Source organism: Streptomyces sp. P17 (assembly GCF_032436805.1).
GTDB lineage: Bacteria > Actinomycetota > Actinomycetes > Streptomycetales > Streptomycetaceae > Streptomyces.
Genome location: NZ_JAVRBF010000035.1, coordinates 41,324 through 62,588 on the forward strand (window position 1 = coordinate 41,324; position 21,265 = coordinate 62,588).

21 protein-coding genes and 1 pseudogene are annotated in these 21,265 nt (G+C 69.6%); 12 read left to right on the forward strand and 10 right to left on the reverse strand.

What is annotated here, in order from left to right; all coding sequences use genetic code 11:
- Nucleotides 1–75 precede the first annotated feature (75 nt).
- The 5 genes from RMT89_RS22810 to RMT89_RS22830 all read right to left on the reverse strand — a co-directional run bounded on the left by RMT89_RS22810 (nucleotide 76) and on the right by RMT89_RS22830 (nucleotide 4,343).
- A complete protein-coding gene (locus RMT89_RS22810) occupies nucleotides 76–1,035 on the reverse strand; it encodes a glycine betaine ABC transporter substrate-binding protein (RefSeq protein WP_315885621.1) in 960 nt (319 codons plus the stop codon).
- Nucleotides 1,032–1,886, reverse strand: a complete 855-nt coding sequence (locus RMT89_RS22815) for an ABC transporter permease (RefSeq protein ID WP_315885622.1) — start codon at nucleotides 1,884–1,886, stop codon at nucleotides 1,032–1,034. Before RMT89_RS22815 ends, RMT89_RS22810 begins: the two co-directional genes overlap by 4 nt.
- Complete coding sequence (locus tag RMT89_RS22820) at nucleotides 1,883–3,121, reverse strand: betaine/proline/choline family ABC transporter ATP-binding protein (protein WP_315885623.1); 1,239 nt, start codon at nucleotides 3,119–3,121, stop codon at nucleotides 1,883–1,885. The genes RMT89_RS22815 and RMT89_RS22820 overlap by 4 nt, the downstream gene beginning before the upstream one ends.
- Complete coding sequence (locus tag RMT89_RS22825) at nucleotides 3,114–3,761, reverse strand: ABC transporter permease (protein WP_315885624.1); 648 nt, start codon at nucleotides 3,759–3,761, stop codon at nucleotides 3,114–3,116. Before RMT89_RS22825 ends, RMT89_RS22820 begins: the two co-directional genes overlap by 8 nt.
- A gap of 99 nt (nucleotides 3,762–3,860) precedes the next feature.
- Nucleotides 3,861–4,343: an Lrp/AsnC family transcriptional regulator gene (locus RMT89_RS22830; RefSeq protein WP_315885625.1), complete on the reverse strand. Its 483-nt coding sequence runs from the start codon at nucleotides 4,341–4,343 to the stop codon at nucleotides 3,861–3,863.
- A 124-nt stretch (nucleotides 4,344–4,467) separates the two neighbouring features.
- Between RMT89_RS22830 and hppD the strand changes: the two genes are divergently transcribed.
- Nucleotides 4,468–5,613 carry a 4-hydroxyphenylpyruvate dioxygenase gene (gene hppD / locus RMT89_RS22835; protein WP_315885626.1) on the forward strand — a complete coding sequence of 382 codons (1,146 nt, stop codon included), beginning with the start codon at nucleotides 4,468–4,470 and terminating at the stop codon, nucleotides 5,611–5,613.
- 113 nt (nucleotides 5,614–5,726) lie between these two features.
- Here hppD and RMT89_RS22840 read toward each other — a convergent pair whose 3' ends face one another.
- Nucleotides 5,727–7,130 carry a tetratricopeptide repeat protein gene (locus tag RMT89_RS22840; protein ID WP_315885627.1) on the reverse strand — a complete coding sequence of 468 codons (1,404 nt, stop codon included), beginning with the start codon at nucleotides 7,128–7,130 and terminating at the stop codon, nucleotides 5,727–5,729.
- Between the two features lie 98 nt (nucleotides 7,131–7,228).
- Between RMT89_RS22840 and RMT89_RS22845 the strand changes: the two are divergent.
- Nucleotides 7,229–8,595: pseudogene (locus RMT89_RS22845) on the forward strand (FAD-binding oxidoreductase).
- A gap of 14 nt (nucleotides 8,596–8,609) precedes the next feature.
- Here RMT89_RS22845 and RMT89_RS22850 read toward each other — a convergent pair.
- A complete protein-coding gene (locus RMT89_RS22850; RefSeq protein ID WP_315885628.1) occupies nucleotides 8,610–9,086 on the reverse strand; it encodes an SsgA family sporulation/cell division regulator in 477 nt (158 codons plus the stop codon).
- A gap of 210 nt (nucleotides 9,087–9,296) precedes the next feature.
- Between RMT89_RS22850 and RMT89_RS22855 the strand changes: the two genes are divergently transcribed.
- Both RMT89_RS22855 and RMT89_RS22860 read left to right on the forward strand, forming a co-directional pair.
- Complete coding sequence (locus RMT89_RS22855) at nucleotides 9,297–11,015, forward strand: RDD family protein (protein ID WP_315885629.1); 1,719 nt, start codon at nucleotides 9,297–9,299, stop codon at nucleotides 11,013–11,015.
- A gap of 89 nt (nucleotides 11,016–11,104) precedes the next feature.
- A complete protein-coding gene (locus RMT89_RS22860; RefSeq protein ID WP_315885630.1) occupies nucleotides 11,105–11,764 on the forward strand; it encodes an RDD family protein in 660 nt (219 codons plus the stop codon).
- Between the two features lie 2 nt (nucleotides 11,765–11,766).
- On the opposite strand, the gene RMT89_RS22865 is transcribed toward RMT89_RS22860, so the two are convergent.
- Nucleotides 11,767–12,027, reverse strand: a complete 261-nt coding sequence (locus RMT89_RS22865; RefSeq protein ID WP_315885631.1) for a hypothetical protein — start codon at nucleotides 12,025–12,027, stop codon at nucleotides 11,767–11,769.
- Nucleotides 12,028–12,427: 400 nt separating this feature from the next.
- On the opposite strand from RMT89_RS22865, the gene RMT89_RS22870 reads away from it, so the two are divergent.
- On the forward strand, nucleotides 12,428–14,782 hold the full coding sequence (locus RMT89_RS22870; protein ID WP_315885632.1) for an immune inhibitor A domain-containing protein: 2,355 nt from the start codon (nucleotides 12,428–12,430) through the stop codon (nucleotides 14,780–14,782).
- Nucleotides 14,783–14,903: 121 nt separating this feature from the next.
- On the forward strand, nucleotides 14,904–15,248 hold the full coding sequence (locus RMT89_RS22875; RefSeq protein WP_315885633.1) for a hypothetical protein: 345 nt from the start codon (nucleotides 14,904–14,906) through the stop codon (nucleotides 15,246–15,248).
- Nucleotides 15,249–15,359: 111 nt separating this feature from the next.
- Here the strand turns inward: RMT89_RS22875 and RMT89_RS22880 are convergent, their stop codons facing one another.
- Together RMT89_RS22880 and RMT89_RS22885 are read right to left on the reverse strand one after the other, a co-directional pair.
- A complete protein-coding gene (locus RMT89_RS22880) occupies nucleotides 15,360–15,950 on the reverse strand; it encodes an isochorismatase family protein (RefSeq protein ID WP_315885634.1) in 591 nt (196 codons plus the stop codon).
- Nucleotides 15,951–16,025: 75 nt separating this feature from the next.
- The gene (locus RMT89_RS22885) at nucleotides 16,026–17,372 is read right to left on the reverse strand and encodes a nicotinate phosphoribosyltransferase (RefSeq protein WP_315885635.1); all 1,347 of its coding nucleotides are present in this window, start codon (nucleotides 17,370–17,372) and stop codon (nucleotides 16,026–16,028) included.
- Nucleotides 17,373–17,510: 138 nt separating this feature from the next.
- Between RMT89_RS22885 and clpS the strand changes: the two genes are divergently transcribed.
- From clpS to RMT89_RS22915, 6 genes are all read left to right on the forward strand, one after another.
- Nucleotides 17,511–17,828 carry an ATP-dependent Clp protease adapter ClpS gene (gene clpS / locus RMT89_RS22890; protein WP_095754611.1) on the forward strand — a complete coding sequence of 106 codons (318 nt, stop codon included), beginning with the start codon at nucleotides 17,511–17,513 and terminating at the stop codon, nucleotides 17,826–17,828.
- A 12-nt stretch (nucleotides 17,829–17,840) separates the two neighbouring features.
- The gene (locus RMT89_RS22895) at nucleotides 17,841–18,446 is read left to right on the forward strand and encodes a DUF2017 domain-containing protein (protein ID WP_315885636.1); all 606 of its coding nucleotides are present in this window, start codon (nucleotides 17,841–17,843) and stop codon (nucleotides 18,444–18,446) included.
- A gap of 333 nt (nucleotides 18,447–18,779) precedes the next feature.
- Entirely contained in the window at nucleotides 18,780–20,204 is a 1,425-nt protein-coding gene (locus RMT89_RS22900) for an amino acid permease (protein WP_315885637.1), read from the forward strand.
- Nucleotides 20,205–20,281: 77 nt separating this feature from the next.
- Entirely contained in the window at nucleotides 20,282–20,704 is a 423-nt protein-coding gene (locus RMT89_RS22905; protein ID WP_315885638.1) for a M67 family metallopeptidase, read from the forward strand.
- Between the two features lie 79 nt (nucleotides 20,705–20,783).
- Nucleotides 20,784–20,879: a putative leader peptide gene (locus tag RMT89_RS22910; protein ID WP_019065921.1), complete on the forward strand. Its 96-nt coding sequence runs from the start codon at nucleotides 20,784–20,786 to the stop codon at nucleotides 20,877–20,879.
- Nucleotides 20,880–20,974: 95 nt separating this feature from the next.
- Entirely contained in the window at nucleotides 20,975–21,262 is a 288-nt protein-coding gene (locus RMT89_RS22915; protein WP_315885639.1) for a MoaD/ThiS family protein, read from the forward strand.
- Nucleotides 21,263–21,265 lie beyond the last annotated feature (3 nt).

The window sequence follows — 21,265 nt, forward strand, 5'->3', positions numbered from 1 at the left end:
CGCCGAGGGCACGCACCGAACACCGCGGGCACCGCACAGGACTTTCAAAACACCCCCTAGTGCACCGGCACCGGCTCACCCCGCCTTGACGAACCCCTCGTCCTTCATCCAGTCCAGCGCCACCTCGTGCGGGTCCTCCCCGTCCACATCGACCTTGGCGTTCAGCTCCTGCGCCACCGCGTTGTTCAGCTTCGCCGTCACCGGGGCCAGGATCTCCGCGATCGCCGGATACTCCTTCAGCGTCCCGGAGTTGATCACTGGTGCCGCGTTGTAGTTGGGGAAGAACTTCTTGTCGTCCTCCATGACCGCCAGGTTCATGGACTTGATGCGGCCGTCGGTCGTGAAGACCTCCCCGTAGGTGCAACTCCCCTTCGCCGCCTGGGTGTAGATGATCCCGGTGTCCATCTGCGTGATGTTCCCGGCCGGGATGCTCATCCCGTACTCCTTCTCCATGCCCGGCAGCCCGTCCGCCCGGTTGGCGAACTCGCTCTCCACGCACAGCGTCACCGCACCGGGGTCGGTCCTGGCCAGTTCGGCCACGTCGGACAGCGTCTTCGTGCCGTACTTCTTGAAGTTGTCCTGGTTCATGGCCAGTGCGTAGGTGTTGTTCAGGGCGGAGGGCTCAAGCCACGTCAGTCCGTTCTTCAGGTCGGCGTCGCGCACCGCCTCCCACTGCTTGCGGGGGTCGTCGATGGGCTCGCTGTTGCCCTGGTACGTGATCCAGGCGGTGCCCGTGTACTCGTACATCCCGTCCGCGTCCCCGGACCTGACCGCCTCCCGCGCCCCGATCGAGCCCTGGATGCCCGTGCGGTCGAGCACCTCCGCGCCGGCCGCCTCGAAGGCGATGCCCATGATCGCGCCGAGGATGAGCTGCTCGGTGAACTCCTTCGACGTCACCGTCAGCTCGGCGCCCTCCAGCGGCTCGCCCTGGCCGATGGTGCCGGGCACGACGTCGTCCACCATCGGCGAACCGCTGGTCAGACCGCAGGCGGACACCAGCGCCCCGGTCAGCAGCAGACACGCGACCCGTCTCATGTCCCCACCTCCAGCCCCCGTGGCCGCAGCAGCAGTTCGGCCAGCGAGGCCAGCCAGTCCACGAGCAGGGCCAGCGCCACCGTGAGGATCGAGCCGAGCATCAGCACCGGCATGCGCTGGGTGGTGATCCCGGTCGTGATCAGTACGCCCAGACCGCCACCGCCACCGAAGGTCGCGAGGGTCGCCGTACCGACGTTCAGGACGAGGGCCGTGCGCACTCCCGCCAGAATCAGCGGCACCGCCAACGGCAACTCCACGCGGGACAGCACCCCCAGCGGCGACATGCCGATGCCGCGCGCCGCCTCCAGCAGCGTCGGGTCGTTCGCCTTCAGACCCGCGATCGTGTTCGACAGCACCGGCAGGACCGCGTAGATGATGATGCCGATCAGAGCCGCCTTCGTTCCGGTGCCCAGCCAGATCACCAGCAGGGCGAGCAGGCCGATCGCGGGGGTCGCCTGGCCCATGTTGGCCACCGCCATCGCCACCGGGGTCGCCTTGCGGAAGGCCTTGCGGGTCAGCAGGATGCCCAGCGGGATCGCGATGATCAGCACGAAGAACGTGGAGACCACCGTCAGCTCCACGTGCTGCCACAGCGCCTTGGACACCTGGCCGTTGGACAGCGCGCTCTCGGAGATCGAGTCCAGGTCGGCCTGCTGGAACCACAGCCAGGTCGCCAGCAGCAGCGCCACCAGCAGCGCCGGCAGGAAGGTCAGCTTCTGCCAGCTCACCCGCCGCCGGGTGACCGCCGGCGGCGGCGGTGCCTCCTGCTCGGCCTCGCCCTCGTCGCGGAAGGCGAGCCCCTTGACCTCGTGCTCGCCCTCGGGCCGCTGCTGATCCGGAGAGGTCGTCACGCCTTCTTCTCCCCTCCGTTGCCCTCCTGCTCGGCGTGTGTCTGGGTGGCCCGGACCGACTCCAGCTCGTGCTGGTGCTCGATCGCCTCCAGCCGGTCCGCCTCCAGGAGTTCGTGCACGGAGTTCATGAGCGTCTCCATGTCGACGACCCCGTCGTACGCGCCGCGCCGTCCGGTGACCGCGACCCGGCCCGCGTTGTCGGTGAGGACCGCCTCCAGGGCGTCGCGCAGGGTGGCGTCCCGGGTGACCGTGTCGTGCACCAGCGTGCCCGCGCGGGCCAGGGAGCCCTTGGCGCGCATCAGGTCGCCGCGGCGCAGCCACTTGTAGGGGCGGCCGCGCTTGTCGAGCAGCAGGATCTCGTTGGTGCCGCTGGAGCGGAGCTTGTTGAAGATCTCCTGGAGCGGGTCGTCGACGGTGACCGTCGGGTAGTCCTGGATCTCCACATCCCGTACGCGGGTCAGGTTCAGCCGCTTCAGCGCCGCCCCGGCGCCGACGAACCCCGAGACGAAGTCGTCGGCCGGGTTGGTGAGGATCGCCTCCGGGGTGTCGAACTGAGCGATGTGCGAGCGTTCGCGCAGCACGGCGATCCGGTCACCGAGCTTGATGGCCTCGTCGAAGTCATGGGTGACGAAGACGATCGTCTTGTGCAGCTCGTGCTGCAACCTGATCAGCTCGTCCTGGAGATGGTCCCGGGTGATCGGGTCGACCGCGCCGAACGGTTCGTCCATCAGCAGGACCGGCGGATCGGCGGCGAGCGCCCGGGCCACGCCCACCCGCTGCTGCTGACCGCCCGACAGCTGGCGCGGATAGCGGCCGTGGAACTCGCCGGGGTCGAGCCCGACCAGGTCGAGCAGCTCCTCCACCCGGTTCTTGATCCGCCCCTTCGGCCAGCCGACCATCTTCGGTACGAGCGCGATGTTCTGCGCGACCGTCATGTGCGGGAAGAGTCCGGCCGACTGGATCGCGTACCCGACCTTGCGGCGCAGCTTCACCGGGTCGATGCCGGTGACGTCCTCGCCGCCGATGCGGATCCGGCCACCGGTCGGTTCGATCAACCGGTTGATCATCTTGAGCGTCGTGGACTTTCCGCACCCCGACGGGCCGACGAAGATGACGGTCTCGCCCGCCTGGATCTCCATGTTGACGCTGTCGACGGCCGGGCTCGCACTGCCCGGATACCGCTTGGTGAGGTTCTCCAGCTCGATGGAGGCGCCGGACGTACTGGACTCAGGCACGGATCCCCCTGGGAATGGTCAGCCGTCCGATCAGGACGTACGCGGCGTCGAACAGCAGGGCCAGGATGATGATCCCGATCGTGCCCGCGAGCACCTGGTTGATCGCGTTCTTGCTGCCCAGCGAGGCGAGACCACGGAAGATCACATTGCCGAGGCCGGGCCCGGAGGCGTAGGCCGCGATCGCCGCGATGCCCATCAGCATCTGTGTCGAGACCCGGATGCCGGTCAGGATCGGCGGCCAGGCCAGCGGCAGTTCGATCCGTACCAGCCGCATCAGCCGGGACATCCCGATGCCCTTGGCCGCGTCCACCAGGGTCGGGTCGACCCCGCGCAGACCGACGATCGCGTTGCGCACGATCGGCAGCAGCCCGTACAGCGTCAGAGCGATCACCGTGGGCGGGACACCCAGGCCCACGACCGGGATGAGCAGACCGATCATGGCGAGCGACGGAATGGTCAGGATGGCCGAGGTGGTCGTCGTGGCGATGTTCCCGGCCCAGTCGCTCCGGTAGGTGACGACGCCGATCAGCACGCCCAGCACGGTCGCGACGACCATGCACTGGAGGACGGCGCTCGCGTGCTGCCAGGCGTCCGTGAGCAACTGCTGGTGGCGTGTGCCCAGGTACTCCCAGAAGGTCACGCGGTGTCACCTCGCTTCCTGGTGCGGGTCGGGTGGGCTGCTGCTGGGGGTCCGGGGGTTGTCCCCCGGGAGATGCAGCCATCGCTCACCCCAGGTCGGCTACGGTCCCGCCCGGTGGTCCTCCGCCGCCTGCTCCACCAGCGGGATGATCCGCAGCGGAACGGGGTTCTCCATCACGATCGCGGTGGAGGCCCGGACGATCCCATCAAAACCGACAACCCGGTCGATGACCCGTTGCAGATCGGCGTTCGAGCGAGCCACGAGCCGGCACAGCATGTCCCCGCTGCCGGTGGTCGTGTGCAGCTCCAGCACCTCCGGAACCGTCGCCAAGTGCGCTCGTACATCGGGCCCTTGGCCCTGCCGGATCTGGAGCGTGGCGAAGGCGGTGACCGGATAGCCGAGCGCCGTCGGATCGACCTGCGGACCGAATCCGCGGATGACTCCGTTCGACTGAAGCCGGTCGAGCCGCGCCTGCACGGTCCCGCGGGCCACTCCCAGCCGCCGGGACATCTCCAGCACCCCGATCCGCGGCTCCCGCGCGAGCAGCACGATGATGCGCCCGTCCAGATGATCGATCCCCATGGGACCCTCCCGGCACTGGTCATCCTGTACAGAAGGCCCGCCGACACGGGCGTAACACTGCGCACATTGCCCAGCGAACACGCAAACTATTGCGCACCTTGCGAGGTAGGGCCAGGCTGCCGCTATGACGCAGACCACAGACCACACTCCCGACACCGCCCGGCAGGCCGACCCCTTCCCGGTCAAGGGAATGGACGCGGTCGTCTTCGCCGTGGGCAACGCCAAACAGGCGGCGCACTACTACTCCACCGCCTTCGGCATGAAGCTGGTCGCCTACTCCGGACCGGAGAACGGCACCCGCGAGACCGCGAGCTACGTCCTCACCAACGGCTCCGCCCGCTTCGTCCTCACCTCGGTGATCAAGCCCGCCACCGACTGGGGCCGCTTCCTCGCCCAGCACGTGGCCGAGCACGGCGACGGCGTCATCGACCTGTCCATCGAGGTCCCGGACGCCCGCGCCGCCTACGCCTACGCCATCGAGCACGGCGCCCGCTCGGTCACCGAGCCCTACGAGCTGAAGGACGAGCACGGCACGGTCGTCCTCGCCGCCATCGCCACCTACGGCGAGACCCGCCACACCCTCGTCGAGCGCACCGGCTACGACGGCCCGTACCTGCCCGGCTACGTCGCCGCCGCCCCGATGGTCGAGCCGCCCGCGCAGCGCACCTTCCAGGCGATCGACCACTGCGTCGGCAACGTCGAGCTCGGCCGGATGAACGAGTGGGTCGGCTTCTACAACAAGGTCATGGGCTTCACGAACATGAAGGAGTTCGTGGGCGACGACATCGCCACCGAGTACAGCGCGCTGATGTCGAAGGTGGTGGCCGACGGCACGCTCAAGGTCAAATTCCCGATCAACGAGCCCGCCATCGCCAAGAAGAAGTCCCAGATCGACGAGTACCTGGAGTTCTACGGCGGCGCCGGCGTCCAGCACATCGCGCTGAACACCAACGACATCGTCGCGACCGTCCGCACCATGCGCGCGGCCGGAGTCCAGTTCCTCGACACCCCGGACTCCTACTACGACACCCTCGGCGAGTGGGTCGGCGACACCCGGGTGCCGGTGGAGACCCTGCGCGAGCTGAAGATCCTCGCCGACCGCGACGAGGACGGCTATCTGCTGCAGATCTTCACCAAGCCGGTCCAGGACCGTCCGACGGTCTTCTTCGAGATCATCGAACGCCATGGCTCGATGGGCTTCGGCAAGGGCAACTTCAAGGCCCTCTTCGAGGCGATCGAGCGTGAGCAGGAGAAGCGCGGCAACCTCTAGAAGTGTCCTGAAGATCTTGCTTGGGCCGCCCCGATCGCCCAGGTTCGCCCGCAAAAGTCGATCGGGGCAATCCGGTGCAAGTCGGGCGGGTTTTCAAGATTCTCAGTGGTCTCCTAGTCACCCTCCGGCAGCGGCTCGTCCGCGGGCTCGCCCAGCTCGTCGAGAGCCCGGCGGGCCCGTGGGACATGCAGCGTGGAGAAGTACGGATTGATCCGCAACGCCTCCTGAAGATGCCGACGAGCGGGCCCCGCCAGCTCCAGGTCCCGCTCGATCATCCCGCGGTGGTACGCGTACAGCGCGCTGCGCACCGCGCCGCCCTTCGTCCTGTCCGTCGCGATCTTCGCGAACCGCAGCGCCTCCTCGTCCTGTCCGGCCCGGTGCAGCGCCCACCCCAGCGCGTCCGCCACCGCGATCCCCGGCTGCCGCTTCCACTCGGCCCTGAGCCGCCGTACCGCCGACTCCGGATCCCCGTGGTCCGCCTCGAACTGGCCGAGCAGCAGTTCCTCGTCGGCGCCGCCGGCGCGGGCACTGCGCACCCGGTCGCGCAGCAGGTCGTACTGGACCCGGGCCGCCTGGCCGAGCCCCAGCGACTCGTACAACTCGCCCAGCTCCAGGGCGTACTGAGGCAGCGGCTGCTTGGCGAGGGCCACCCGGTAGGCGTTCAGCGCCTCCGTGGTCCGGCCCAGTGCCGCCAGCGCCCGGCCCTGCCCGGCGAGCGCCGCGCGCTGGTCGGGGTCGAGCCGTACCGCCTCCTGGAAGTGGCGCAGGGCCGCGTCCCGGTCGCCGACCTCCCAGGCCAGCTGCCCGCCGCGCTCCAGATACGCGGCCCGCTCGGCCGGTGCCTCCGCGGACGCCGCCGCGTCGGAGAGGGAGGCCGCCGCGTCCTCGCGCCAGCCCTGGTCCCGGTAGACCGCCCCGGCCCTGGCCAGCACCGCGGGCCCGGAGCGCAGCTTCAGCAGCCGGTCCAGGGACTTCTTCGCCGCCTTGTGGTCGCCGAGACCCGTGTACGCGTCGATCAGCAGCGGATACGTCGTCCACCGCTTCGGTTCCAGCTTCAGCGCGGCCTCGCCCCACTTGCGCGCGGCGGGGAAGTCCCGGCGGGCACCCGCCAGCGCGGCCATCCCGCTGAGCGCCTCGACATTGCCCTTCGCCCGCACCTTCAGCGAGGTCCGCAGCACCCGCTCGGCCTTCGGGTAGTACCCCGCGTCCGCGGTCCGCCGCCCCTGTTCCACATAGGCCGCCCCGAGCACCGCCCAGGACTCGGCGTCCCTCGGGTGCTTGCGCAGATGGCTCTCGCGCTCACCGATCAGCACCGCCAGGTCGGGCAGCGCGGCGGGCACGCCCGTGGTGACCGCGGTCAGTGCCTGCGCGCCCGGCGTCGGCGCGGGCGGCCCGCCGTCGGCAGGCCCCCACGGCAGCAGCGCCAGAACCCCACCGAGTACGGCACACCCCACCACCGCACCGACCAGCACCCGGCGGCGGACCCAGGGACGGCGCTCCTCCTGCTCGTTCTCCATGGCGCTCACTGTGCGCCAGTACGACGACCACATTCCCGTACCGAAAGCCCCCCGCTGGCGGGGTTCACACCGATGGCCCCCGGTGCCAGGCTGTGATCATGAGCCACGACCTCGTCAACCGTCTGCTCACCGGTCTGCCCGCCGAGGCGGTTCTCACCGACCCCGACATCACGGCCTCCTACGCCAACGACATGGCCAGCTTCTGTCCGGCGGGCGTCCCGGCGGTGGTCGTCCTGCCGCGCACGGTCGAGCAGGTCCAGCACGTCATGCGCACCGCCACCGAACTGCGCGTGCCGGTCGTCCCGCAGGGCGCCCGCACCGGCCTGTCCGGCGCGGCCAACACCTCCGACGGCTGCATTGCGCTGTCCCTGACCTGGACCGGATCCTGGAGATCAGCCCGGTCGACCGCATCGCCGTCGTGGAGCCCGGCGTCGTCAACGCCGCCCTGTCCCGCGCGGTCGGCGAGCACGGCCTGTACTACCCGCCTGACCCCTCCAGCTGGGAGCAGTGCACGATCGGCGGCAACATCGGCACGGCGTCGGGCGGCCTGTGCTGTGTGAAGTACGGGGTGACGGCCGAGTACGTGCTCGGCCTCGACGTCGTCCTGGCCGACGGACGGCTGATGACCACCGGACGCCGGACGGCGAAGGGCGTCGCGGGGTACGACCTGACCCGCCTGTTCGTCGGCTCCGAGGGCTCGCTCGGCATCGTCGTACGGGCGGTCCTGGCGCTGAAGCCGCAGCCGCCGCAGCAGCTCGTGCTGGCGGCGGAGTTCGCGTCGGCGGCGGAGGCCTGCGACGCGGTGTGCCGGATCATGGCAGGAGGGCACGTCCCGTCCCTCCTCGAACTGATGGACCGTACGACCGTCAAGGCCGTCAACGACCTGGCGCACATGGGGCTCCCGGAGACCACGGAGGCGTTGTTGCTGGCCGCCTTCGACACCCCGGACCCCGCCTCCGACCTCGCCGCGGTCGGCGCCCTGTGCGAGGCCGCCGGTGCCACGCAGGTCGTCCCCGCCGAGGACGCGGCCGAGTCCGAACTGCTGCTCCAGGCACGGCGGTTGTCCCTCACCGCGCTGGAGGCCGTCCGGGGTGTGACGATGATCGACGACGTGTGCGTGCCGCGCTCCCGGCTCGGCGACATGCTCGAAGGCGTCGACGGGATCGCCGAGAAGTACCAGCTGACCATCGGCGTCGTCGCCCACGCGGGTGACGGCAACACCCACCCCACCGTCTGCTTCGACGCGCAGGACCCCGACGAGTCCCGGCGCGCCCGCGAGTCCTTCGACGAGATCATGGCCCTCGGCCTGGAACTCGGCGGCACCATCACCGGCGAACACGGCGTCGGCGTACTGAAGAAGGAGTGGCTGGCACGCGAGATCGGCCCGGTGGGCGTGGAGCTGCAGCGAGGGATCAAGCAGGTCTTCGACCCCCTCGGCATCCTCAACCCGGGAAAGCTGTTCTGACACCTCCTCGGGGCTCACTCCCCGTCCGTGGACTCGTCCGACGGCCAAGGGTCGCGCAGCCACAGGTCGTCGGCCGGGGTCGGGGCGAGCAGCTCGGCCAGGCCGTCGTCGATGCCGAGCTGCTCGGCCTCAGAGCCCGGGGGGACCACCCGGAGCGTCCGCTCCAGCCAGGCCGACACCTGCGCGGCCGGGGCCTCCAGCAGGGCGTCCCCGTCGGGTGAACTCAGCGCCATCAGCACGACGCTGCGGCCCTCGACCTTCGTCGGCCACACCCGTACGTCCCCGTGGCCGCACGGACGGAAGACCCCCTCCACCAGGAGTTCGCGGGCGAAGGTCCAGTTGACGGGGTGCTCGGAGTTGATGTGGAAGGTGATGTGCACGGCGTACGGGTCGTCGCTGCGGTAGCTCAGCAGGGCCGGGACGGGGATGCTGCGCTCGGGCGACAGGACGAGCTTGAGCTCCAGCTCCCGCTCCACCACGGTGGGGTGCATGACGTCCGGTGTCCTCTCTCTCGTTCGGGTCCCGAGGTGGGCCCGCACGAGTGGAGAGAGGGGTCGGCCAGGAGCATTACGCGGGTTCGCGGAAACTTTTTCTGTTGCCCGGAAGGGGGTGGGTAACGCGGGAGCGGCAGTGGGGGTTGCCCGCGTCTGATAGATGTGGAGGCCCCCAAATGACCCCCGAGCAGATACGGGACGACGGACATGAGCGCCCCAACCCCGGCCCCCGGTGACGACAGGCCCCGCGAAGGGTATTACCCGGACCCGTCCATTCCTGGATATGTCCGGTACTGGAACGGTGCCGCGTGGGTACCGGGCACCAGCCGACCGGCGCCCACGGACGGCGAACCGCTCGCCCCGCCGCCCGGCGCGGCCCCGGCTCCCGTCGAGGAGACCGGCCCGCACTTCTTCGACGAGGACCCGGCCGAACCCGCCCCGGCCCAGGGCCAGTCCCAGCACGGCAGCCGCCCCGAGCCCGCCGCGGCGTGGGGCGCCGACCGCTCCCGCCAGTCCGGCTTCGGCGGCGACCAGGACCGCCGGGTCTCCTGGGGCGGCGTCCCCGACCCGCGCACCCCGGCACCGGCCGACGGCACGACCCCGAGCACGGACGGCACCGCGACGCTCCCTGCGGCCGAGGGCGCGACGTCCGGCACGGCCGAGGGGGCGGCCTCCGGCAACACCTTCGTCTTCCGCCGCCCGACCCCGGGCCCCGCCGCCCAGGGCACCCCCGACTCCGGGGCCTCCGCCGCACGGGGCACCCGCGACTCCGGGGCCCCGGCCGCGGACGAGGGCACCATGACATTCCGCGCACCGTCCCCGCGCACGGGTCGCCAGGACGGAGCGCCCGGGGCACAGCAGGGGCGCACGGCCGGTCCGGCCGGAGGGCAAGGGGCCGGCGGGAGCGGTGGGGCGGGAGCCGCGGGCTTCGGCCCGCCGTCCCCGGCCGCGGGCGGCTCGGCCGGTGGTACGGCCGCGGCGGCCTCGGCCGGTTCGCCGGACTTCGGCGGACGGCCCGGCGCGGCAGGCTCCGCCGGTGCTCCCGGTTTCGGGGCGCAGTCCGGCGACGTTGGTTCGGGCGCGGCAGGCTCGGCCGGTTTCGGTGCTCCCGTGTCCCCAACCCCCCAAGCCCCCGGCTTCGGCGCGGGCAAGGCCGCCGCCGACCGGGCCGCGGCCCAGGCGCAGCAGGCCCAAGTGGCCGCCCCCACGGCCCTCTCCGGGCCGCAGGCGGCCCCGACGGTGCCGCACCAGTCCGGCCCGCAGCCGGCGCCGCAGGTCCCCGCTCAGGGCGCCGCCCCCGTGACCACCGGCCCCGGTGGCGGTCAGCCCTCCTGGGCCCAGCAGGTGCACCGGCTCGCCGGGGCGCCCGGCGAGGACCAGCCCGTCGCGCCCTGGAAGCCGCCGGTCGAGGACATCTTCCAGGCCGCGGCCCGGCGCCAGGCCTCCGCACGGCCCGCCTCCCTCGGCAAGCGGCTGGCCGCGCGGCTGCTGGACACCGTCGTCCTGGCGGCCGTGACCGCCGTGGCCGCCGTACCGCTCGGCGTCAAGGCGCTCGACCATGTCGACGAGAAGATCGACGCGGCCAAGCTCTCCGGCGAGACCGTCACCGTCTGGCTGCTGGACGGCACGACGGCGGTGTATCTCGGCATCGTGCTGGCCGTCCTGCTCCTCTTCGGCGCGCTCTACGAGGCGCTGCCCACCGCCAAGTGGGGCCGCACCCTGGGCAAGAAGCTGCTCGGTCTGGAGGTGCGGGACATCGAGGCGAACGAGCCGCCGTCCTTCGGCGGAGCCCTGCGCCGCTGGCTCGTCTACAGCGTCCCGGGTCTGCTCGTCATCGGTGTCGTCGGCGTCCTGTGGTGTCTGTTCGACAGGCCGTGGCGCCAGTGCTGGCACGACAAGGCCGCGGGTACGTTCGTAGCGGGGTGACCGGGTACGGCGCATTGCCCGGTTGATTCCGTACCCCGGACGGCCGCTCGCCGGATGCGCGGGCGCAGGGTTCGCGGTCGACTCGGGCCATGAGCAGTGAACCGCCCCCCGGCTCCGGTCAGCAGCCGCCGGAAGACGACCCGTTCAGGAAGCGGCCCCCGTCCGGGGACACCGGTGCGGGCGCCGGCTCGCCCTACGACACCCCGCCCGGCGGTGGCGGCGGCCAGCCTCCGCCGTACGGCGGCCCCTACGGCGGTGACCCCTATGGGGGCGGCGGTTACCCGTCCGACCCGCTCGCCGGCATGGCGCCGCTCGCCGACAGCGGCAAGCGCACGCTGGCGCGGATCATCGACATGGTGATGGTGGCCGTCGTCGTCTGGCTGCTCATCTGGGCGTTCCGGGTCAACGCGCTGGACATGAACGCCGACGACGTCGACTACGGCAAGTCCCTCGGGCAGTCGCTGATCGCCGCCCTGCTCTACATCGGCTACGACACCTTCATGATCTCCAGGTCGGGCCAGACGCTCGGCAAGAAGTGGCTGGGCATGCGGGTGGCCAACCTGGACAACGGCGCCACGCCCTCCGTACAGACCACGCTGGTGCGGTCCTTGGTGCTGTGGATCCCGTTCGCCTTCTGCTGCGCCTGTGTCTGGACCGCGATCTGCGGGGGCTGGAGCTTCTTCGACAAGCCTTACAAGCAGGGCCTGCACGACAAGGCGGCCAAGACGGTGGTGGTCAGCACCCGGTGAGGTCAGGAGGCGGCGCGCTCGGGAACCGGGGCCGGTGCGGGCGCGTCCTCCGTGACGAGGTGGGCGGGCCTGCGCAGGGCGACGACGCGTGCCTTGGGGGTCGGCACGGTCAGCGCGACCAGCAGTCCGAGGACGAGTGCCGCGACGGCGATGAGCGCGATCCCCGCACCCGAACTCGTCTGTGACAGCAGCAGCATGGCGAGGGTCGAGAAGATCACGGTGCAGGAACCGTAGGCGAGCTGTGCGGCGGTCGGACGAGGCATGGTGATCGTGTCCTCGGAATCGGGGGTACACGGGGGTGTCGGCCTGGCATTCCGCCAGCTTCCGGGCGTTCCGCCAATCGACTCTAACCGCGTGCATGCCCGAGCGGAACGAACAGTAAGCGTGACCTAACCAACAGTACCGGTGCATGGGGGGCGCACGGAGTCATGGCGTCCACCAAGTGGACGGCGTCGCGCGCCTGTCGAGCGAGCTCCAGGTGTCCGTAAAGCGGATCTCGACTCCGCATAGTGCAGTTGACCTGCTCAAGTCAAGGTCTGTCTTTTCTGGTGAACCTCTAGTCAAATGTCGTCACTTGACTACACGCGTTGATCACGCGCGCGCGAATCTCCATGACCAGGAACCCTCTCGTCGTGCGCGCTCGAACGCGGGGGAGGATCTCAAGTGACCAGCAGACCCTGGACGTTCAGAGCGGCCGCGACGATTGTCGCGTTCGCGGCGGCCACCGCCACGTTCTCGACGTTCACCATGGCCCAGGCCGACGACACGGCCAAGAGCCCCACCGTCGACCGGACCGACCCGGCGCCGCCGAACAAGGAGCAGGAGCACGACCTCGACGGCCCGCTGAGCAAGACCCAGGAGGCCCAGCGCCAAGAGGCTCTGAAGCAGGTCATATCCGGCAAGACCCAGGTGAAGGAGCGTGACGGCTCCCAGGTCGTCGAGCTCAAGAGCAAGAAGGGCGACAGCAAGTACGTCGAGCTCGGCCGCGAGAAGACCGACAAGATCTTCACGATCCTGGTCGAGTTCGGCGACCAGACCAAGCCCGAGTTCGGCGGCACCCCCGGCCCGCTGCACAACCAGATAGCCAAGCCGGACCGCACCCAGGACAACAGCACGGCCTGGAAGGAGGACTACAACCAGAAGGACTTCCAGGACCTCTACTTCGGCACCGGCAAGGGTGTCGAGTCGATGAAGAAGTACTACGAGAAGCAGTCCTCGGGCCGCTACTCCATCGAGGGCCAGGTCTCCGACTGGGTCAAGGTCCCCTACAACGAGGCCCGTTACGGCAACAACAAGTGCGGTGAGACCAACTGCCCGAGCGTGTGGAACATCGTCAGCGACGGTGTGACCGCATGGGTCGCCCAGCAGAAGGCCGCCGGTCGGACCGACGCCCAGATCAAGGCGGACGTCAAGGAGTTCGACCAGTGGGACCGCTACGACTTCGACGGCGACGGCGACTTCAACGAGCCCGACGGCTACATCGACCACTTCCAGGTCGTGCACGCCGGTGAGGACGAGTCCGCGGGCGGCGGCGCACAGGGCGAGGACGCGATCTGGGCCCACCGCTGGTACGCCTTCGGCACCGACGCCGGTGCCACCGGGCCGGACAACAACCGCCTCGGCGGCGCGCAGATCGGCGACACCGGCATCTGGGTCGGCGACTACACGGTCCAGCCGGAGAACGGCGGACTCGGCGTCTTCGCCCACGAATACGGCCACGACCTCGGTCTGCCGGACCTCTACGACACCTCCGGCGGCGACAACTCCACCGGCTTCTGGACGCTCATGTCCTCGGGTTCCTGGCTCGGCACCGGCAAGGAGGCCATCGGCGATCTGCCCGGTGACATGACCTCCTGGGACAAGCTCCAGCTGGGCTGGCTCGACTACGCCACGGCGAAGGCCGCGACCAAGTCGAAGCACAAGCTGGGCGTCGCCGAGTACAACACCAAGAACAAACAGGCGCTCATCGTCGAGCTGCCCAAGAAGCCGGTCACGACGGAGATCGTCGCCCCGGCCGAGGGCGCGAGCCAGTGGTGGAGCGGCAGCGGCGACAACCTCAAGAACACGCTGACCCGTTCGGTGGACCTCACCGGCAAGTCGTCGGCGGCGCTGACCCTTGACGGCTGGTGGGCCATCGAGGCCGGCTACGACTACCTCTACACCGAGGCCTCCACCGACGGCGGTGCCAACTGGACCGCCCTGGACGGCACGGCCGACGGTCAGCCCATCTCCCGTGACGGCAGCAACAAGCCCGCGCTCGACGGCTTCTCCGAGACGTACAAGAAGCTGTCCTTCCCGCTGGACGCCTATGCCGGCAAGAAGATCGACCTGCGCTTCCGCTACGCCACCGACGGGGGCGTGGCCGAGAAGGGCTTCGCGGCCGACCGGATCTCGGTGACCGCGGACGGCACGGCGCTGTTCACCGACAACGCCGAGACGGCGGACCCCGCGTGGACCGCGAGCGGCTTCCAGCGCATGGGCGCGTCCTTCACCAAGGACTACGCGCAGTACTACATCGCAGAGAACCGTCAGTACGTGTCGTACGACAAGACCCTGAAGGTCGGCCCGTACAACTTCGGCTTCTCCACGACCCGTCCGAGCTGGGTGGAGCACTACCCGTACCAGAACGGTCTGTTGATCTGGAAGTGGGACACCTCCCAGGCGGACAACAACACCAGCAAGCACCCGGGTGTCGGTCTGATCCTGCCGGTCGACTCGCACCCGACGGCGATGAAGTGGTCCGACGGCACGCCGATGCGCAGCCGGATCCAGGCCTACGACTCGCCGTTCAGCCTGTACCGCACGGACGGCATCACGCTGCACAACGCGGACGTCGCGACCAGGATCCCGTCGTCGAAGGGGGTGCCGGTCTTCAACGACCGCACGAACACCTACTACGACCCGGCGACCCCGCTCGCCGGTGTCAAGATCACTGACACCAACACCAAGATCAAGATCGTCAAGGAGGCCAAGAACGGCTCGACGATCTCGGTCGAGGTCGGGCCCGCGGCGAAGTAACGAGCGTTTTCGCAGGTCAGAAGCGTATCGGCGGCAACCCCTGGCGGGTTGCCGCCGATCCGTGTTTAGGTGCGTCCTGTGGCTCTCTTATTGACACCGACGCACACGGGGGTGTGACCGCATGGCCGCAGGAGGTTTCTGCAAGCTGCCGACCGGCAGCGTGGTGGTGGCGCTGAACCTGCCCACGCCCGCCGCCGACGGCACGGGCTCGATCCGCTTCCTGGTCCATGCCCAGAACCGCGCCCGGGCCCTGACCAGGCTCCGCAATCTGGGCCTGCGAGCGGTCTACCTGCGCGGCAACGCGGCCCCGCCGACCCCGGACGAGATCACCGCGGTCCTGCACCACCCCGACGGCCTGATATGGCGTACCGCCCCTGACAACGGTGTCGCGGCGGCCCCGGAACTGTCCCAGGAGCTGTGGCGCCCGATCAGAGCCCTGCTGCGAAGACCGGCGGCTCAGGCCTAGGCGACCAGAGAATCTTGAAAACCCGCCCGACTTGCACCGGATTGCCCCGATCGACTTTTGCGGGCGAACCTGGGCGATCGGGGCGGCCCAAGCAAGATCTTCAGGACACTTCTAGGCGACCACCGGCTTCCCGGTGAGCTCCACCCCGGCCTCGCGCATCTCCTCCAGCGCCCGGTCGGTCGTCTCCTCGGCGACGCCCGCGGTCAGGTCCAGCAGGACATGCGTACGGAAGCCTTCGCGGGCGGCGTCCACGGCGGTCGCGCGGACACAGTGGTCCGTGGCGATGCCCACCACGTCCACCTCCGAGACCTCCCGGGCCCGCAGCCAGTCGGCGAGCGTCACGCCGTTCTCGTCGACCCCCTCGAACCCGCTGTACGCCGCCGCGTACGCCCCCTTGTCGAACACGGCGTCGATCGCGCCGGAGGCGACCGTCGGGGCGAAGTTCGGGTGGAACCCGACGCCCTCGGTCCCGGCGACGCAGTGCGCCGGCCAGGAGTGGACGTAGTCGGGGTTGTCGGCGAAGTGACCGCCGGGTGCGATGTGGTGGTCGCGGGTGGCCACCACATGCTGGTATCCGGTGCCGGCGGCCTGTCCGACGAGCTCGGTGATGGCGGCGGCGACATCCGCGCCGCCGGCCACCGCGAGGCTGCCCCCCTCGCAGAAGTCGTTCTGCACGTCAACGACGATCAAGGCGCGGCGCATGGTGGACGTCCTTCGACTTTGAGTGAACTTACGAGCCTAGACACTTGGGCGGCACAGCGGGAGGGCGCACCGCAATTAGCTACCCGAGCCCAGATGGACGTACTCCGTCGGAATGACGGGTTCCCCGCGCGAGAGCTGGGTGGCGGACAGCGGCAGGCCCGCCCGGGCGGCGATGTGCCGGTCCCGTACGACGTCCAGCGGCTCGCGTGCCACGATCTCGCCGCCCTTGACCAGCTCCACCAGCAGCTGCCGGTCGGCCAGCCCGGCGGGGACCGCGCCGGTGCCGATGACCTCGGCCTCGGCGGCGCCGTCCTCGTCGAGCCGCCGCGCCGCCCACTTGCGGCCGCCGATGGAGGTCTTGCCGCCGGAGGACTTCTTCGCGACCGGCACCAGCGGGGCCTTCGGGTCGGCGGACTCGGCGCGGGCGACCAGCTTGTAGACCATCGAGCAGGTCGGGTGCCCGGAGCCGGTCACCAGCTGGGTGCCGACGCCGTACGCGTCCACCGGCGCCGCCGCCAGCGAGGCGATGGCGTACTCGTCGAGATCCGAGGTCACGATGATCTTCGTGTCCCGGGCGCCCAGCTCGTCCAGCTGCTGGCGCACCCGGTGCGCGACGAGGAGCAGATCGCCCGAGTCGATGCGGACCGCGCCCAGCTCGGGTCCGGCGATCTCCACGGCCGTACGGACCGCCTCGGCGACGTCGTAGGTGTCCACGAGCAAAGTGGTGCCCCGGCCGAGCGAGTTCACCTGGGCCTGGAAGGCGTCCCGCTCGCGGTCGTGCAGGAGCGTGAAGGCGTGCGCGGAGGTGCCCACCGTCGGGATGCCGTAGCGGAACCCGGCCGCCAGGTCGGAGGTGGTGGCGAAGCCGCCGACGTACGCGGCGCGCGCGGCGGCGACGGCGGCCAGCTCGTGGGTGCGCCGGGCGCCCATCTCGATCAGCGGCCGTTCCCCGGCCGCCGAGGACATCCGGGAGGCCGCCGCGGCGATGGCGGAGTCGTGGTTGAGGATCGACAGGACCACCGTCTCCAGCAGCACGCACTCGGCGAAGCTGCCCTCCACCCGCATGATCGGCGAGCCCGGGAAGTACACCTCGCCCTCGGGGTAGCCCCAGATGTCGCCGCTGAAGCGGTAGCCGGCGAGCCAGTCCAGGGTCTCCTCGTCGACGATGGCGTGCTCGCGCAGAAAGCCGAGGACGCCCGCGTCGAAACGGAAGTTCTCGACGGCGTCCAGCACCCGTCCGGTGCCCGCGACCACGCCGTAGCGGCGCCCGTCCGGCAGCCGGCGCGTGAAGACCTCGAACACGCTCCGCCGTTCGGCCGTGCCCGCCTCCAGGGCGGCGCGGAGCATCGTCAGCTCGTACTGGTCCGTGAAGAGCGCCGTCGAGGGAACATCCACCGGCAGTCCAAGGTCCGCTACATCCACGAAAGCTCTCCTAGCTATGACTCGCCGGGTGTCCCCAGGCCGGCCGGGGGTCCGGGGGTTGTCCCCCGGTGCATGCAGCATGGCAACGACCATACCCCACTTCGCGTCAGTGTGACGATTTGTGGGGCGCGTGGCAGCATGGGCCATGTGACGTCACCCGCGCCCGTAGAGATCGAACGCACCGAGTCGGCGGAAGAGGTATTCGCCGTTCCCGAGCCCGACGTCCCCTGGGTCACGATCGTCCACAATGACCCGGTCAACCTCATGAGCTATGTGACGTACGTCTTCCAGACGTACTTCGGCTACTCCAAGGACAAGGCCACCAAGCTCATGCTCGACGTCCACCACAAGGGCCGTGCGGTCGTCTCCAGCGGCACCCGCGAGGAGATGGAACGCGATGTGCAGGCGATGCACGGATACGGTCTGTGGGCCACCCTCCAGCAGGACCGGAAGTAGCGACCAGCCCTGATGCCAGGAACCTTCGAACCGCTCCCCGGCGGCGGCGCGGCCGTCGCACTCGACGACGTCGAGATCTCCATCATCCGGTCACTGGCCGTCCAGCTCCTGGAGCTGCTCGGGCCCGGACCCGGCGGAGAGACCACCGACGACCCGCTCGCCGAACTCTTCGCCGACGGCCCGAGCGAACCGCCCGCCGACCCGGTCCTGCGCCGGCTGTTCCCGGACGCCTACAGCGACCCCGAGGGCACGCCCGGGCCGCAGGAGGCGGAGGAGCAGCGCGCGTACTCCGCCGAGTTCCGCCGCTACACCGAGAACGACCTCAGGGCAGGCAAGCGGGAGAACGCCCTCGCGGTGATCCGCTCCCTGGACGAGCTCAGCTCCTCCGCCGGTGACGGCGGGGCGGTGCTGAAGCTGTCCCCCGAGGAGTCCCGGCAGTGGCTCAGCGCCCTGAACGACCTGCGCCTCGCGATCGGCTCGCGCCTCGACATCGTCGACGAGGACGACACGGACCTGCTCTACCGGCTGCCGGACGAGGACCCTCGTAAGCCGATGGTGATGGCGTACCTCTGGCTGGGCGGGCTCCAGGAGACGCTCGTCTCCACACTCATGCCCTGATCGTGACGGTTGTGACCGATCCGCGCGTTCGCTCAGCGGACGCTCAAATCCGGATAACGATCGCGTCACCCTCCCGGCCCACTGTGTCCCTTTTGTACGCCACTTGTCCGCTTCTTCTTGTGTAATGCGCCACAGCGCGCCCGGACGATCAAGATTGCGGCCGTGATAAATCTTCACGACCGCCCGGCGAACACCACCCATGTTCCGTCCGGGTGCGCCACCGACCGGCAGACCGCTGGTCAGGCAGAACGCTCCATTCAATCCGGGGGGATCGAGATCCGATCGGAGGCCGACGAGAGGCCCGGGTCGGCGTGGAGAAAGGCGCACGAATACATGACCTCCGCTCAGGTCGACACGGAGAAGGCTCCGGAAGAGGGCTACGAGCGCGGCCTCGGCAGCCGCCAGGTCCAGATGATCGCCATCGGCGGCGCCATCGGCGTCGGCCTCTTCCTGGGTGCCGGGGCGAACATCGCCAAGGCCGGACCCAGCCTCATTCTCATGTACGCCCTCGCGGGCGTCATCATCTTCTTCATCATGCGGGCGCTCGGTGAGCTGCTCCTTTACCGCCCGGTCTCGGGTTCCTTCGCGGAATACTCCCGCGAGTTCCTCGGCCCGTTCTTCGGCTATTTCACCGGCTGGACGTACTGGCTGATGTGGGTCGTCACCGGCATGGCCGAGCTCACGGCCGCCGCGATCTACGTCAACTACTGGTTCCCCGACATCCCGCGATGGGTCACGGCGCTGGCGTTCCTGGTGCTGCTGTTCGCGGCCAACCTGATCTCCGTGAAGCTGTTCGGCGAGATCGAGTTCTGGTTCTCGATGGTCAAGGTGACCGCGCTGATCGGCATGATCGTGATCGGTCTCGGTGTGCTCACCTTCGGCTTCAGCAACGCCGGTGACACCGCCGCGGTCTCCAACCTCTGGGCCTTCGACGGCTTCTTCCCCAAGGGCATCGGCTCGTCCCTGATGACCCTGCAGGGCGTCATGTTCGCCTACCTCGCCGTCGAGCTCGTCGGTGTCACCGCGGGCGAGTCCGAGAACCCGGAGAAGACCCTCCCCAAGGCGATCAACACCCTGCCCTGGCGTATCGCGCTCTTCTACGTCGGTGCCCTCACCGTCATCCTGTGCGTGGTCAAGTGGACCGAGTTCTCGGACGGCGTCAGCCCGTTCGTCGCGGCCTTCGCGAAGATCGGCATCCCGGCGGGCGCGGCCATCGTCAACTTCGTCGTGCTGACCGCCGCCCTGTCGTCCTGCAACTCGGGCATGTACTCCACGGGCCGCATGCTGCGGAACCTGGCCGAGAGCGGTGAGGCCCCCGCGGTCTTCAAGAAGCTCTCCTCGACCAAGACCCCGGCCTTCGGCATCACCATCTCCGTGCTCTTCATGGGCATCGGCGTGGTCCTGAACTACATCGTCCCGGAGAAGGCCTTCGGCTACGTCGTCTCCGTCGCCACCGCGGCCGGCATCTGGACCTGGCTGATGATCCTGGTCAGCCACGTCCTGTACCGCCGCGCGGTCGACGCCGGCCGCCTGCCGGCCTCGTCCTTCCCCGCCCCGGGCGGCGCGAAGTGCAGCTGGGTCGCCATCGCCTTCCTGCTCTTCGTCACCGGCATCATCGCCAAGGACGCCGACTCCCGCGTCTGCCTGTACGTGATGGCGGGCTGGGCGGTGGCCCTGGGCATCGGCTGGCTCGTGCTGAAGTCGCGCAGCCCCGAGGTCACGCAGCGCCGTGAGCCGGAGTTCGAGAAGGTCGGCTGACCTGCACTGTCCTGGCATGTGGACGGCCCCGTACCATCCCTCGGTACGGGGCCGCCCTTCTGCTTATCCTGGCCAGCATGCTGACCATCACCCAGGCCCTCGTCGACCAGATCGTCGCGCACGCGCGCAAGGACCATCCCGACGAGGCGTGCGGCGTCATCGCGGGCCCGGCCGGTGCCGACCGCCCGGAGCGCTTCATCCCGATGCTGAACGCGGCCATGTCGCCCACGTTCTACGAGTTCGACTCGGGCGACCTGCTCAAGCTCTACCGTGAGATGGACGACCGTGACGAGGAACCGGTGGTCATCTACCACTCCCACACGGCGACCGAGGCCTACCCCTCGCGCACCGACATCTCCTACGCCAACGAGCCCGGCGCCCACTACGTCCTCGTCTCCACCGCCGACACCGACGGCCTCGGCGAGTTCCAGTTCCGCTCCTTCCGGATCCTTGAGGGCGAGGTCACCGAGGAGGAGGTCAAGGTCGTGGAGGCGTACTGATCCCACATGGTGGATGAATTGAGTCCGACCAGTGAGATCACACTCCAGGAGCCGGTCCGGGAATCGATACGATGAGCCCATGGTTCTTCTCGACGTGAGCGACAAGGCGCCGGGCACGCTGCTCGTTGCGCGGCTGCACGTCGACCTGTGCAGGCTGAACAGCGCCATCTGTTGACCGTCCCGCTGCAGCCGTACGGCCGTGTTGCCGCGGCGCGCCGCCGACGCGCGCCCACTGAGACCAGACCACTTTTCCGACAGGAGCCCCTTGCCATGGCCATCGAGGTCCGCATCCCCACCATCCTCCGCCAGTACACCGACGGTCAGAAGGCGGTGGAGGGCAGCGGTGACACCCTCGCCGACCTGTTCACCGATCTGGAGACCCGGCATGCGGGCATTCAGGCCCGCCTCATCGACAAGGCGAACGGCGAGCAGCTGCGCCGGTTCGTCAACGTCTACCTGAACGACGAGGACGTCCGCTTCCTCGACGGCATCAACACCAAGCTCACCGACGGCGACAACGTCACGATCCTGCCGGCCGTGGCCGGCGGCATGGTCTGATCC

Excerpts from the sequence above, each read along its gene's own strand:
- RMT89_RS22810 (WP_315885621.1), bottom strand. The coding sequence starts at position 1,035 with ATGAGACGGGTCGCGTGTCTGCTGCTGACCGGGGCGCTGGTGTCCGCC.
- RMT89_RS22830 (WP_315885625.1), bottom strand. The coding sequence starts at position 4,343 with ATGGGGATCGATCATCTGGACGGGCGCATCATCGTGCTGCTCGCGCGG.
- hppD (WP_315885626.1), top strand. The coding sequence starts at position 4,468 with ATGACGCAGACCACAGACCACACTCCCGACACCGCCCGGCAGGCCGAC.
- RMT89_RS22840 (WP_315885627.1), bottom strand. The coding sequence starts at position 7,130 with ATGGAGAACGAGCAGGAGGAGCGCCGTCCCTGGGTCCGCCGCCGGGTG.
- RMT89_RS22850 (WP_315885628.1), bottom strand. The coding sequence starts at position 9,086 with ATGCACCCCACCGTGGTGGAGCGGGAGCTGGAGCTCAAGCTCGTCCTG.
- RMT89_RS22855 (WP_315885629.1), top strand. The coding sequence starts at position 9,297 with ATGAGCGCCCCAACCCCGGCCCCCGGTGACGACAGGCCCCGCGAAGGG.
- RMT89_RS22860 (WP_315885630.1), top strand. The coding sequence starts at position 11,105 with ATGAGCAGTGAACCGCCCCCCGGCTCCGGTCAGCAGCCGCCGGAAGAC.
- RMT89_RS22865 (WP_315885631.1), bottom strand. The coding sequence starts at position 12,027 with ATGCCTCGTCCGACCGCCGCACAGCTCGCCTACGGTTCCTGCACCGTG.
- RMT89_RS22875 (WP_315885633.1), top strand. The coding sequence starts at position 14,904 with ATGGCCGCAGGAGGTTTCTGCAAGCTGCCGACCGGCAGCGTGGTGGTG.
- RMT89_RS22880 (WP_315885634.1), bottom strand. The coding sequence starts at position 15,950 with ATGCGCCGCGCCTTGATCGTCGTTGACGTGCAGAACGACTTCTGCGAG.
- clpS (WP_095754611.1), top strand. The coding sequence starts at position 17,511 with ATGGGCCATGTGACGTCACCCGCGCCCGTAGAGATCGAACGCACCGAG.
- RMT89_RS22895 (WP_315885636.1), top strand. The coding sequence starts at position 17,841 with ATGCCAGGAACCTTCGAACCGCTCCCCGGCGGCGGCGCGGCCGTCGCA.
- RMT89_RS22900 (WP_315885637.1), top strand. The coding sequence starts at position 18,780 with ATGACCTCCGCTCAGGTCGACACGGAGAAGGCTCCGGAAGAGGGCTAC.
- RMT89_RS22905 (WP_315885638.1), top strand. The coding sequence starts at position 20,282 with ATGCTGACCATCACCCAGGCCCTCGTCGACCAGATCGTCGCGCACGCG.
- RMT89_RS22910 (WP_019065921.1), top strand. The coding sequence starts at position 20,784 with ATGGTTCTTCTCGACGTGAGCGACAAGGCGCCGGGCACGCTGCTCGTT.
- RMT89_RS22915 (WP_315885639.1), top strand. The coding sequence starts at position 20,975 with ATGGCCATCGAGGTCCGCATCCCCACCATCCTCCGCCAGTACACCGAC.